Consider the following 13,485-nt stretch of genomic DNA (forward strand, 5'->3'; position numbering starts at 1 on the left):
TCAGTCAGTAAAAGGGTTCCACCATGACCATGCGTACCAAGATCGCCCTGACGGCCACCGCGTTGCTCGCCTCCGCGGGCTGGAGCGTTGCTGCCCACGCGCAGGCCTTCTATCTACAGGAACAGTCCGCGCGCGGCGCCGGCCGTGCCTTCTCGGGCGAGGGTGCCGACACCGGCGCGCAGTCGCTGTGGTGGAACCCCGCGGCCATCGGCGGCCTCGACCATGTCGATGCCGCGATCGCCGCGGCCGTGATCCTGCCCAAGGGCAAGGTCAACAACAACGGCACGCTGATCTGCCGCCCCGGCCAGGCCTGCGCGCCCGTCGGTGGCGACCAGGTTTCGCGCGACCCGATCAACAACGGCGTGCTGCCGTCGGGCGCGATCGCGGTGCCGTTCGGCGACAAGGTCGCGGTCGGCCTAGCCGTCACGTCGCCGTACAGCTTCACGACCGATTACGCGCCGACGAGCTGGAGCCGCTATAGCGCGCTGCGTACCAAGCTGCAGACGATCGATATCCAGCCCAGCCTCGCGATCGCGCCGACCGACTGGCTGCGCGTCGGCGGTGCGGTGAACGTCGAGCACGTCTACGCCAGCCTCGGCAACGCGCTGCCCAACGTCTCGCCGCTTCAGGCCGATGGACGCCAGAAGCTGGAAGGCGATGGCTGGGACCTCGGCTGGAGCGCAGGCGTCCAGATGCACAACAGCTGGGCGACGGTCGGTATCAGCTACAAGTCGCGTATCAAGCACACGCTGACCGGCGATCTGACCGTCACCGGTCTGCAGGCACCGATCCCATCGGCGCAGAACGTCAGCCTGTCGGGCATCAAGGCGCAATTCTACACCCCGGCGCAGACGATCGTGTCGGGGCGCTTCAAGCTCGCCTCGCCGCTGACGTTCAACGCGCAGATCGTCCGGTATAACTGGAGCAAGTTCGACGCGATCCGCCTCGGCGCACCGCTCAACACCGCGCTGCCCGAGAATTATCGCGACAGCTGGAGCCAGGCCGGCGGCTTCGACTACGCCGTCTCGCCCGCGCTGACGCTGCGCGCCGGCGTGCAGCACGCGAACACGCCGACGCAGAACGGCCTGCGCGACGCGCGCGTGCCGGATGCGGACCGCTGGAACTATGGCGCCGGCGGCACTTTCCAGCTGACGCCCAAGATTGGTATCGACTTCGCCGGCAATTACGTCGACTTCAAGGACGCGACGATCGACCGGCGCACCGCGGCCTATGCCGGCACCGCGCTCCAGACGCCGGTGCTGACCAACGGCACGCTGACCAACGCGCGTGCGCTGGTCTTCTCGCTCGGTGCGCACGTCGGCCTGTAACCTTCGATAGTCGTTCGATAGTCACTCGCCCCTCCCGCACGCGGGAGGGGTTTTTTGTTACCCTCTCGATAAGTCATCGCCCCTACCCTATATCGACGATACCGCCGCGCTAGACGACGCCTTCGTTGGAGAGCCGCCCGTTCGGGTCCCCCTCGTTCCCAGGGAAACCACGTTCCGTTGCAGTTCCACCTCCCCGCGTCGCTCGATCCCCGTCAGTTTCTGCGCCCCCGCCGCCGCGGCATCGCCTCGGTCAATGCGGAGGTGCGCGACGGGATCGTGCCCGCGGGCAGCGACATCGCGCAGACGCACGACCACGACGGCGCGGAACCGCCGGCGCGCAATTACCGCACCGTCGCGCTCATCATCGCCACGGCGATGTTCATGGAAAACCTCGATGCCACCGTGCTCGCCACCGCACTGCCGACGATGGCGCGCGATTTCGGCGTGCGCGCGCCGGAGATGAGCATCGCGCTCACCTCGTACCTACTCGCCCTCGCCGTGTTCATCCCCGCCTCCGGCACCATGGCGGATCGTTTCGGCGCGCGTGCGGTATTTCGCGCCGCGATCGGCCTGTTCGTCGCGGGATCGCTCGCCTGCGGCCTCGCGCCGACGCTGCCGCTGATGGCGCTCGCACGGTTTGCGCAAGGGGTCGGCGGCGCGATGATGATGCCTGTCGGGCGGCTCGTGTTGCTGCGCTCGGTGGCCAAACGCGACATGGTGTCGGCGATGTCGTGGCTGATCATGCCCGCGCTGATCGGCCCGATCGTCGGGCCCCCGCTCGGCGGGTTCATCGTCACCTACCTCGACTGGCGCTGGATCTTCTGGCTCAACCTGCCGATCGGGATCGTCGGCATTTGGCTGGTTGGCCGGTTCATCGCCGACATCCGCGAGGATGATCCCCACCCCTTCGACCCGATGGGCTTCGTGCTCTCGGGCGGCGCGCTCGGCTGTCTGCTGATGGGGTTCGAAATGGCGAGCCGCAGCGGCGAGGGGCGGCTCGCCGCGATCCTGATCGCGGTCGGCCTGGTGGTCGGCGCGCTGTATCTGCGCCATGCGAAGCACGTCGCGCATCCCATCCTCGACGTGTCGCTGATGCGCGTGCCGACGTTCCGCCTGTCGGTGATCGGCGGATCGCTGACCCGCATCACGCAGGGCGCGCAGCCGTTCCTGCTGCCGTTGATGATGCAGCTCGCCTTCGGGCTGTCCGCGGCGCATAGCGGCGCGATGACCGTCGCGGGCGCGATCGGGTCCTTCGGGATGAAGGGGGTCGCACGTCGCATCCTGCGCCGCTTCGGCTTCCGCGCCAGCCTGGTCGTCATGGGGCTGCTCGGAACCGGCGCCTATGCGCTATGCGGCCTGTTCCGCCTCGACTGGCCGTTGCCCGCGGTGTTCGCGGTGCTTGTCGTCTCAGGCTTCCTGATGTCGTTTCAGTTCACCGCCTACAACACGATCGCCTATGACGAGATCGACAAGACGCGGATGAGCGCGGCTACGAGCTTTTATTCCACATTCCAGCAACTGATGTTGTCGCTGGGCATCTGCGCGGGCGCAACGGCGCTCCATCTGTCGATGCTGTGGGCGGGGCGGATGCGTCCGGATTTTACGGACTTCTCCGCCGCTTTTTGGACGGTGACCGCAATCTCGCTGTGCGCGGTGTTCGTCAATCTGCGGTTCGATCGCGATGCCGGGGCCGAACTCACCGGGCGGGCGAAGCGGGATTAGGCCCCGGCAGATACGCGCCGGGGCCGGTACGCATGGGTTAGCGCTGCTGCGCGGCTTTCGCGGCGCGCGCCTTCTTCGCATAATGGTGGTGCATGGCGATGCAGCCCGCTGCGGCGCCGGCCACAGCATGGCCCTTGCCCACCATATGCCCCGCCACGCCGCCCGCAAGCGCGCCGCGGATACAGCCCTTGGCAAGCGCCGGCTGGGCCGCGACCAGCGTCGTGCTGGCGACGATGAGCATCACGAATTTCATGATCGTCCCTCCTCGTGTCGATCGAATAGAACGGATTGAAGCCGCGACGGCCCCAAGCTGTTCCATGAATTCGGCGTCATCCGCCGGTCGCCGGCAGGAGGGCCCAGCGATCCGCGTCGATCACCGCGCGCAGAAATGCGACGAAGGCCGCGATCGTCGGCGGTACGCGCGGGCTGCGCAGATGCACCGCATATATGCCCGCATCGGCCGATCCTTCCCAGGGTTCGAGGACGCGCACCAGCCTGCCGGTCGCCAGATCGCCGGCGACATCCCATAACGATCGCAGCGCGAGACCGACGCCGCCAAGCGCCAGTTCGCGCACCATCTCGCTGGAGTTGGTGCGCACATGGCTCTCCGCCGCGACCGTGAGCTCGCGTCCCGCCGCGACGAGCCGCCACGGCATCTGTCCTTCCGCGGCGAGCAGACGATGCCGTGCCAGCGCGTCGACCGACTCCGGCGTGCCGTGCTGCGCAAGATAGGCGGGTGCCGCACACAGGACGCGCCGGCTCGTCGCCAGCCGGTGCACGGTCAAGCCGTCCGGCAGGGTCACGGCGATGCGGATCGCGACATCGACCCGGCCCGCCATCAGGTCGACGAAGCCGTCGTCGAGATCGAAGCCGAGCGCGATAGCGGGATAGCGCGCCAGGAACGTGCCGAGATGCGGCGCGACGTGAAGGCGCCCGAACGACGTCGGCGCGCTCACCGTCAGTCGTCCGGCGGGCGTGTCGCTGCGGCCCGTCGCGCGATCTTCCGCCGCACGCAGCGCGGCAAGGATGGGGATCAGGTCGTCGCGGAACCGCTCCCCCGCCGCGGTCAGCGCCAGCCGGCGTGTCGTGCGGTGGACCAGATGGACGCCCATTCGCGCCTCCAACGCCGCGAGCCGTTTCGAGACTGCAGCCGGTGACAGCCGCAGCATCCGCGCCGCACCGCTGAGGCTCCCCGCCTCCGCCACGCGCGCGAACAACGCATAATCGGGATCCACCGGCATTCGTTCCCTTAAGGAAAAAGACTCGTCACATCTTCATTACTACCGCACCAATCCGCGCACCGCTATGATCCCACCTCAATATATGAGGAGTCGAACTGCGATGACCGCCACGATCGAACGCGCCGGATTGCAGGTATCGCCCGACCTTGCCGGCTTCCTCGAGGCGGAGGTGCTGCCGGGCAGCGGGGTCGACCCGTCCGCTTTCTGGACGGGGACCGCACGCCTTTTCGAGACGCTGACGCCGGAAAACCGTGCCTTGCTCGCCGCGCGGGACCGGATGCAGGCCGCGATCGACGCGCGCTATCGCGCGGGCGCTCCTGCGGATGCGGCCTTCCTGCGCGACATCGGCTACCTCGTTGATCCGCCAGCCCCCTTCACGATCGATCCCGACCATGTCGATCCGGAGGTCGCCGCGATCGCCGGGCCGCAGCTCGTCGTGCCGATCCTCAACGCGCGCTTCCTGCTCAACGCCGCAAATGCACGCTGGGGCAGCCTTTACGACGCGCTCTACGGCACGGATGCAATCCCCGGTGCGCGCATGCCGGGGTACGATCCCGCACGCGGGGCTGCGGTCGTCGCCTGGGCGAAGGCGTTCCTCGACGATGTCCTGCCGCTCGCCGACGGAGGATCCTGGGCGACGCTGACGGGCAAGCCGGTGCTGGCCGACCCGACGTTGTTCGTCGGGCGCAGCGAGACGGGCCTGCTCTATCGCCACCACGGCCTGCACATCGAACTGGTCATCGACCCTGCCCATCCGATCGGCCGCATTGATCCCGCCGGGATCGCCGACATCATCCTGGAAAGCGCGATCACCACGATCTGCGACCTCGAGGATTCGGTCGCGGCGGTCGATGCGGCGGACAAGGTCGCGGCCTATGCCAATTGGCTGGGGCTGATGCGCGGCGACCTGACCGACACGTTCGAGAAGAACGGGCGGATGCAGACGCGGCGGCTCCATCCCGATCGCCGCTATGTCGCGCCCGACGGCACGCCCTTCACCCTGCCGGGTCGCAGCCTGCTGTTCGTGCGCAACGTCGGCCATCTGATGACAACGCCCGCGGTGCGCCTGCCCGACGGCAGCGAGGCGCCGGAGGGCATTCTGGACGCGATCGTCACCAGCCTGATCGCGCTGCACGACCGCGCGTCGCGATCCAACAGCCGCGCAGGCTCGATCTACATCGTCAAGCCCAAGATGCACGGCCCGGCGGAAGCCGCCTTCACCGACCGATTATTCGACGCGATCGAGGACCTTCTGTCGTTGCCGCGCCACACCATCAAGGTCGGGGTGATGGACGAGGAGCGCCGGACCAGCGCCAATCTCGCCGCCTGCATCGCGGCGGTGCGGCATCGCATCGTGTTCATCAACACCGGCTTTCTCGATCGCACCGGCGACGAGATCCATACCGCGATGCAGGCCGGCCCGATGATCCGCAAGGGCGAGGTGAAGGGCAGCGGCTGGATCGCCGCCTACGAGGATCGCAACGTTCAGATCGGCCTTGCCTGCGGCCTCGCGGGCAGGGCGCAGATCGGCAAGGGCATGTGGGCCGCGCCCGACCGTATGGCAGACATGCTGGCGCAGAAGGGCACGCATCCGATGAGCGGCGCGACCACCGCTTGGGTCCCCTCGCCCACCGCCGCGACGCTGCACGCGACGCATTACCATCGTGTCGACGTCGCCGCCCGCCAGCGTGCGCGGGCGACGGAGGCGATCGCCCCGCTCGACGCGCTGCTCTCACCTCCGCTCGCAGGGGGGCGCAACTGGACGCCGCAGGAGGTGCGCGAGGAGCTCGACAACAATGCGCAAGGCATCCTCGGCTATGTCGTGCGCTGGATCGACCAGGGCGTCGGCTGTTCGAAAGTCCCCGATATCCACGACGTCGGGCTGATGGAGGATCGCGCGACCTTGCGGATCTCGTCGCAGCATATGGCCAACTGGCTGCTGCACGGCGTCGCCACGCCGGCGGAGGTCGACGCCGCGCTGCACCGCATGGCGGCGAAAGTGGATGCGCAGAATGCGGGCGATCCCGCCTATCGCCCGATGGCGGGACGCGAGGCGGACAGCATCGCCTTCCAGGCCGCACGCGCTTTGGTGACGGAGGGGGTGCGCCAGCCCAACGGCTATACCGAACCGCTGCTCCACCGCTTCCGCGCCGAGGCGAAGCGGCGTGGTGGGGATCGCGTGCCAGCAGCCGCGGCCTGATCCGCCGCGTGAGGCAGGCGGCGCAATCGCCGCTTGCCTCACGCGCGTCGGGCAGGGCAAGGGACGGGTCCGATGTCGCCGTTCGCCCGCCTGTTCCTGTCTATCGCGCTGATCTTCGCCGCGGTCTTGCCCACGACGGGTGCCACCGCCCAGACGCCCTCGCCGAGCGATCTCGCCCATCAGATCAGCAAGGCGGAGATCGACCTGCGCGGCGCCGATCGCGCGCTCGATGGCCGGATCAGCCCCGCCGACCTCAAGGCGCTGCGCGAAAAGATCACGGATGCGCAGCAGAACGCGCAGACCGCCGCCGATCAGCTCAACGAGCAGCTCGTGCTGGTCAACGCCCGCATCGCGCAGCTCGGCCCCACCCCCCAGGACGGGGCAGAGGCCCCCGACATCCATGCGCAGCGCACGCGGCTGGTTCAGCAGCACGCGTCACTCGACGCGGCGGTCAAGCGCGGCAATCTGCTGGGCGTCACCGCAACGCAATTGCTCGCCGAAATCGATCGCAGCCAGGCGGAACAGATCAGCGAGCGTTTTACCGCCAAGGCGCCCTCGCCACTGTCGCCCGATTTCTGGCGCGACCTTGCCGACAACCTGCCCCGCGACGCACGCCGCGTGCGGCTGTTCCTCGATCAGGGTGCGGCGCAGATCGGCACGCAATGGCACGGCGGCCTGCCGTGGCATGCAATCGTCGGCGCGATCCTGGCGCTGATCCTGCTGTTTCCCGTGCGCCTCGTCGCGCGTCGCGCCGGGCAGCGTTTCCTTGTCGAGGATGCGCCGGGGCGCCGCGTGCGGCGCTCCGCCAACGCGCTATGGCGGGTGATGGTCGGTACATCGATGCCGACGCTCGCCGCCCTCGCGTTCGTCCAGGGGCTGCGCTGGTCGGGCCTGTTGCCGCAACGCTGGAGCGCCCTGCTCGACGCGCTGGTGATGGCGGCGGGGTTCAGCGGTTTCACCGTCGCGATTTTCGGCGCACTGCTGATGCGCAACCAGCCCTCGTGGCGCATCACCCCGATCGACGACGAAACCGCGTCGCGGCTGCGGCCGCTGACCCAGGCACTCGCCCTTCTTGCGTTCGTCAGCATTCTGACGCAAGCATTCCTGAGCAGCATCGGCGCGAGCAGCGCCACGCAGGTCGCGACGCAGGCGGGCGAGGCGCTGCTCCACCTGCTGCTGATCGTCGCGACGCTCCTCGTCATCGCGCAACTGCGGGCGAAGCGCGCCGCGGAACTGGGCGAGGCCGCCAACACCTCCGCAACCGCCGGGCTGGCGGCGGCGACGCTGCTCGCCTGGGCGATCGTCGTCGTCGCAGTCGGGGCACTGCTGCTCGGCTACGTCAGCCTCAGCCTGATGCTGTCGCAGATGGTCGCCTGGACGACGGTGGTCGGCTCCAGCGTCTATCTGTTGATGGCCGCGGTCGACGATATCGCGACGACGCTGTTCCACCGCTCCAGCCGCCTCGGCGTCGTCCTGGTGCAGGGTCTCGGCATTCGGGGCAGCGCGGTCGACCAGTTCGGCGTCCTCCTGTCGGGCGTCGTCCGCCTGGCGCTCGCGATCGCGGCGCTGGCGCTGCTCATCAATCCCTTCGGCGCGGGCGCCGGCATCGCGGCGATCTTCGGCCGGCTCGGCAGCTTCGCGCAGGGCGTGCAGATCGGCGGCATCGCGATTTCGCCAGGCGCGATTTTGCAGGGCCTATTGGTGCTGCTCATCGGTCTCGCGCTGGTGCGCGGGTTCATGAGCTGGCTGGAGGGGCGCTACCTGCCCACCACCGATCTGGATGGATCGGGGCGCAATTCGGTCAGCCTCGTCGCGCGCTATGTCGGCATCGCGCTGGCGGTGATCTGGGCGCTCGCCTCGCTCGGCATCGGGGTCGAGCGGATCGCGCTGCTGCTCTCCGCGCTGTCGGTCGGCATCGGGTTCGGCCTGCAGGCGATCACCCAGAATTTCGTGTCCGGCCTGATCCTGCTGGCCGAACGGCCGATCAAGATCGGCGATCTGGTGCGCGTCGGCACCGACGAAGGCGACGTCAAGCGGATCAGCGTGCGCTCGACCGAGATCGAGCTCGCCGACCATTCGACGCTGATCGTCCCCAATTCGGAACTCATCACCAAATCGGTGCTCAACAAGACGTTGAGCAACGCGCTCGGCCGCATCCAGCTGCAATTCTCCGTGCCGCTCGGCACCGACGCCGATCTCGTGCGCAGTCTCGTCCTGCAAAGCTTCGCGCGGGAACCGGCGGTGCTTGAAGCCCCTGCCCCGGCGGCCTTCATCGACGGCATCGCCAGCGATCGTATCCTGTTCAACTGTTTCGGCCACGTCGCAAGCGCGCGCGCCGCCTATCCGACGCGCAGCGCCATCCTGCTCGTCTTGCTGCGCGAGTTCCGCGACCGCGGGATCGAAGTCGGCACGCTACCGCAAAAGCTCGAGATCGTTCCGCCGCAATCGGGCTGACCCCGTTACTTCACCCCCACTTCATGACGTGTACGTCATCTCTGCGTCATGCAACTTACGCGTCACTGACACCCGCGGCCGCTACCGGCGCACCCGACAGACGGCGCTGGGGGCGCCGCGGTTCGGGGATCTGACGTCATGACATTCTTTCCGCTGTTTGCCGGCGCGTCCGCCATCAGCCTGATCGCCGCTGGCACCGCCGGCGCGCAGACCACGCCCGCGGCGAGCAACACCGCATCGGCGACCGAGGCGGCCCAGACCGGCGTTCAGCCAGACACCGACATCGTCGTCCTGGGCACCGCGCAGGGCGAGAAGAAAGCGATCGAGGCGAAGCGGCAGGCGGACAACGTCGTCGAGGCGCTCTACGCCAACGACGTCGGCAAACTCCCTGACCAGAATGTCGCCGAAGCGGTCCGCCGCCTGCCGGGCGTGTCCGTCGCTAACGACCAGGGCGAGGGCCGTTATGTCATCATCCGCGGCGTCAATCCCAACCTCGTCAACGTCGTGCTGAACGGCCTGACCATGCCGGCTCCCGAACCCGACGGGCGGCAGGTGAAGTTGGACGACATCCCCTCCGCGCTGATCAATTCGGTGATCGTCACCAAGTCGCTGACGCCGGATCAGGACGCCAATGCGATTGGTGGCGAGGTCAACATCCGCACGCTGACCGCCTTCGATCGCAAGGCGCCGCTCTTCGCCGACGCGCGCATCCAATACGGTGCCTATCACCTCAACGGCGGTCATCCTTACGAGGGCGACGTTCAGGTCGGCGGCCGCTTCGGCGCGAACGAGCAGTTCGGCGCGGTCCTGTCGGTCAATTATTCGAAGCGGCCGATCGAATCGGAGAATTTCCAGGGTTCGACCAACTGGCGCACGGTCGCGACCGCGGCCGGCTCCGCGGTGCCGAGCGTGCTGCTGCCCGACCAGGGCGCACTGCGCGACTACAACCTCGTCCGCACGCGGCAGGGGGTCGTCCTCAACCTCGACTGGCGCCCCACCGATGCCGCATCGCTGTTCCTGCGCGGCACCTTGTCGCGGTTCGACGACAACGAGACGCGCGACCAGTTCATCATCGACAACCAGTCGAACGTCGTCGCGACCAGCGCCACCCGCGGCAGCTTCCGCGGCCGCGGCAGCGTGCGCGTCCGCCGGCGACAGGAAACGGACAACACCAAGTCGGTGCAGGCGGGCGGCAATTTCCGCTTCGGCGACGCGGCGCTCGATATCGCCGGTGCGTGGACCCGCGCGCAGAAGCGCGATCCGCTGCGGTCCGAATACAACTTCCGCACCGGCGGCAGCGCGCTGACCGTAAATTACGACGTGTCGACCACGCCCTACGACTTCATCCCCACCGTCCAGCCGAACGCCAACCCGACCGCCTACACGCTGAACAGCGTCAATTATGATTACCGGAACGCGGTCGAGACCTTGTGGCAGGGGCGTGCCGACCTGACGATCCCCGTTGCCTTCGGCAGCGACAGCGCGGTGAAGCTGGGCGTCAAATACCTCGACCGGCACAAGACGAACGCGCGCGATTTCCTGACCTATGGCCTGACCTCGGGCCGTACGTTCACGCTCGCCAGCGTTTCCTACCTCGGCGACACCAGTTTCTACGATCGCTACACCTTCCCCGTCCGCGTCGGCTATGACGCGGCGCAGGCCTATCTGGCGGCCAATCCCGGCACGATCACCGCGAACATCGCGTCCAGCCGCACCAACAGCCTCGCCAACGACTATGACGTCGCCGAAAAGATCTGGGCCGGCTATGCAATGGTCACCGCGCATGTCGGGCCGGTGACGATCGTCCCGGGCGTCCGCGTCGAGCATACGCGCGACCAGACCAAGGCCAAGCTCATCACCGCCACCTCCGCGCTCGACAGCGGCTACAATGCCTTCGGCGCGAAGAGCTACACCAACTGGTTTCCCGGCGTGAACGCGAAATGGGAAGTGACCGACGGCCTGATCGTCCGCGCCGCCGCGACGACCGCGCTGGGCCGTCCGAACTATCCCGACCTCGCGCCCTATGTACTCGTCGATCAGACGACCTCGCCTGTCAGCGTCTCACTCGGCAATCCGAACCTCAAGCCGTACAAGGCGGTCAACCTCGACGGCGCGGTCGAATATTACCTGCCCGGCCAGGGGCTGATCTCGCTCGGCTATTTCCGCAAGGTCATCGACAATCCGATCTATACCGGCGCGACGCTGGGCGTGAACGGCACCTATGCCGGCCAGGCGCTGAACAACGTCACGGTGACGCAGGCGACCAACGTCGACAACGCGGTGCTGCAGGGGCTGGAAGCGAACCTGCAGGTACGCTTCACCTTCCTGCCCGGCGCGCTCGACGGGTTCGGCATCGGCGCCAATTACGCGCACATCACCGGGCACGGCGAGGGCGCGATCCCGGGCGGGCGCAACGGTCGCTTTCCGCTGTTCCTGCAATCGCGCGACGTCGGCACCGCGCAGGTCTTCTACGAGAAGTACGGCTTGGCGATCCGCGCCGCCTATTCCTTCCGCTCCAAATATCTCGACACGCTGGGAACGACGGCGGCGACCGACCAATATACCGATGCGAACGGCCAGCTCGACGCGAACGTCAGCTACGAGGTCACGCCGCAATTGACGTTCTTCGGCCAGGCGTTGAACCTCACAGACGCGCCGTGGCGCCGGTTCATCGGCACCAAGCCGCAGCTGGTCGAACGCGAACGCTATGGCTACAGCTTCCGCTGGGGCGCGCAGCTGCACTTCTAGGAATCGGATCGATGAAGCGGATCATGCTGATGGCGGCGCTGGTCGCCGCCCCCGTCGCGGCGCAGGACGCGCCCGTGCCCGCGGGGCTGACGGTCGACCGGGTCGTGCTGCTGATGCGGCACGGCGTGCGACCGCCGACCAAGGCGCCGCCGATGCCGGCGGGCACCGCGGACCGGCCCTGGCCGGCCTGGCCGGTCGCTCCCGGATACCTGACCCCGCATGGCCGCACCGCGATCGCGCGGGTGGCCGCCTACGATCGCGCGCGCTGGAGCGCCGCCGGACTGGTCGCCAAAACGGGCTGTACGCCAGTACGCCTCGTCGCGGACAGCGACGAACGCACCATTGAGACCGCGCGCGCCTATGCCGGCGCGTTTCAGCCCGGCTGCACGCCGGTGATCGAGCACCGCCCGCAGGACGAACCCGATCCGCTCTTCTCGCCGATCGATGAACAGGCGGTCGCCTTCGACCCCGCCGCCGCGCAGGCCGCGGTGCTCGCCGCCGCGGGGCCGGGCGGCATCGCGGGCGAGGAAGCGCGCGTGCGCCCGCTGCTGACGCGGCTCGATACGATCCTGTGCGGCAAGCCGCAGGCAGGGTGCGGCATCGGCGGCGAACCGAGCGGCCTTGCGCCGGCGCGCCCCGGCAAGAGACCCAAGCTGTCGGGCGCGCTCGACCGCGCGTCGACCGCGGCGCAGATCCTGCTGCTGGAATATGCGGAGGGGAAGCCGATGACGGACGTCGGCTGGGGCCGCGCGACCCCGGCGGATATCGCGGCGCTGGCCGAGCTGCATGCGCTCGAATTTCGGCTGCTCGCGCGGCCGGCCTATGTCGCGCGCGCCAACCTGTCGTTGCTCGCGCCGCTGATCGCCGATTCGCTGACGAAGCCCAACGGCGCGCGTGTCACGATGATTTCCGGCCACGACACCAACGTCGCCGCGATGGGCGGTTTGCTCGACCTGCACTGGCAGGTGCCGGGCCTGTCGCGCGACGATCCGTCGCCGGGTGGCGCGATCGTGTTCGAGCGGCTGCGCGATGCGGCCGGCAAGGGCTATGTCCGCGCGTTGTTCCGGTCGCAAAGCATCGCGCAGATCCGCAATCTCACCCCGCTCACCGCCGGGGCGACGCCCTATGTCGCAGTGCTGGCGATTCCGGGGTGCAGCGCGCGGGGGATCGCAGGGCTGTGCACCGCAGAGGCGTTTGCGGCCAGATTGTCGCAGAAGCCCTGATCGGTTCGGCCGCGGGTTCGCCCGCGGCCCCGGGTCACAGCGGCTGGAAACCGCCCAGCCCGCGCAAATATTGCAGGCGGATGGTGGAGACGGTCACGCCGCCGCCCGCGTCGACGATGGTCTCCGCGAACCGCGGCTTTGCCCGGCCGATCCGGCCGCTGCCGGGAAAGCCGATGCCGTCGTTCCAGATCGAGAATTTGTCCTTGCCCGTCCGGTTGTGGCGCAGCAACAGCGCATAGCGACCGGGGCGCGGCAACTGCACGCACATCGCGAAATCGCCGCTCGCGGGCGGATTTGCACGCGCGCGCCGAAAGGTCTTGCCCTCCGCGACCAGATCGGTGTCGTCACGCAGAAAATCGCTCTCGACCGCCGGATAGACCTCCAGCCACATCTCGCCGCGCCGATCCTTCAGGCCCGCGACGTTGACCTGGATCGCCGGACCCCGGCCGGTGCGGCAGGTGGCGGCATCGGCACCCAGCGTCGCGACCGGCGCAGGCGCGGCCGCGGTGGCGAGAAGCAGGCCGAGCGGGAGGATCAGCGAAAGCGGGCGGAGGGTCACAAACACGGCG

General features: G+C 68.4%; 9 protein-coding genes. 6 read left to right on the top strand and 3 right to left on the bottom strand.

Annotation, left to right across the window (positions count from 1 at the left end; all coding sequences use genetic code 11):
• The first annotated feature begins 23 nt into the window (after positions 1 to 23).
• Together DM480_RS15475 and DM480_RS15480 are read left to right on the top strand one after the other, a co-directional pair.
• Entirely contained in the window at positions 24 to 1,328 is a 1,305-nt protein-coding gene (locus tag DM480_RS15475) for an OmpP1/FadL family transporter (RefSeq protein WP_115380449.1), read from the top strand.
• Between the two features lie 219 nt (positions 1,329 to 1,547).
• Positions 1,548 to 3,050 (top strand): MDR family MFS transporter, encoded by a 1,503-nt coding sequence (locus tag DM480_RS15480; RefSeq protein WP_198665971.1) that lies wholly within the window; start codon positions 1,548 to 1,550, stop codon positions 3,048 to 3,050.
• 37 nt (positions 3,051 to 3,087) lie between these two features.
• Here the strand turns inward: DM480_RS15480 and DM480_RS15485 are convergent, their stop codons facing one another.
• Positions 3,088 to 3,303: a hypothetical protein gene (locus DM480_RS15485; protein WP_115380451.1), complete on the bottom strand. Its 216-nt coding sequence runs from the start codon at positions 3,301 to 3,303 to the stop codon at positions 3,088 to 3,090.
• A 76-nt stretch (positions 3,304 to 3,379) separates the two neighbouring features.
• The gene (locus DM480_RS15490) at positions 3,380 to 4,291 is read right to left on the bottom strand and encodes a LysR family transcriptional regulator (RefSeq protein ID WP_115380453.1); all 912 of its coding nucleotides are present in this window, start codon (positions 4,289 to 4,291) and stop codon (positions 3,380 to 3,382) included.
• A 100-nt stretch (positions 4,292 to 4,391) separates the two neighbouring features.
• On the opposite strand from DM480_RS15490, the gene DM480_RS15495 reads away from it, so the two are divergent.
• The 4 genes from DM480_RS15495 (at position 4,392) to DM480_RS15510 (ending at position 12,916) form a co-directional block, all read left to right on the top strand.
• Positions 4,392 to 6,491 (top strand): malate synthase G, encoded by a 2,100-nt coding sequence (locus DM480_RS15495; RefSeq protein ID WP_115380455.1) that lies wholly within the window; start codon positions 4,392 to 4,394, stop codon positions 6,489 to 6,491.
• A gap of 72 nt (positions 6,492 to 6,563) precedes the next feature.
• A complete protein-coding gene (locus DM480_RS15500) occupies positions 6,564 to 8,945 on the top strand; it encodes a DUF3772 domain-containing protein (protein WP_115380457.1) in 2,382 nt (793 codons plus the stop codon).
• A gap of 138 nt (positions 8,946 to 9,083) precedes the next feature.
• Positions 9,084 to 11,693, top strand: a complete 2,610-nt coding sequence (locus DM480_RS15505; protein ID WP_115380459.1) for a TonB-dependent receptor — start codon at positions 9,084 to 9,086, stop codon at positions 11,691 to 11,693.
• A gap of 11 nt (positions 11,694 to 11,704) precedes the next feature.
• The gene (locus tag DM480_RS15510) at positions 11,705 to 12,916 is read left to right on the top strand and encodes a histidine-type phosphatase (protein ID WP_115380461.1); all 1,212 of its coding nucleotides are present in this window, start codon (positions 11,705 to 11,707) and stop codon (positions 12,914 to 12,916) included.
• Between the two features lie 34 nt (positions 12,917 to 12,950).
• Here the strand turns inward: DM480_RS15510 and DM480_RS15515 are convergent, their stop codons facing one another.
• Entirely contained in the window at positions 12,951 to 13,475 is a 525-nt protein-coding gene (locus DM480_RS15515) for a DUF2141 domain-containing protein (protein WP_115380463.1), read from the bottom strand.
• Between the last annotated feature and the right edge of the window lie 10 nt (positions 13,476 to 13,485).

Origin of the sequence: Sphingomonas sp. FARSPH, assembly GCF_003355005.1 — a bacterium.
GTDB lineage: Bacteria > Pseudomonadota > Alphaproteobacteria > Sphingomonadales > Sphingomonadaceae > Sphingomonas.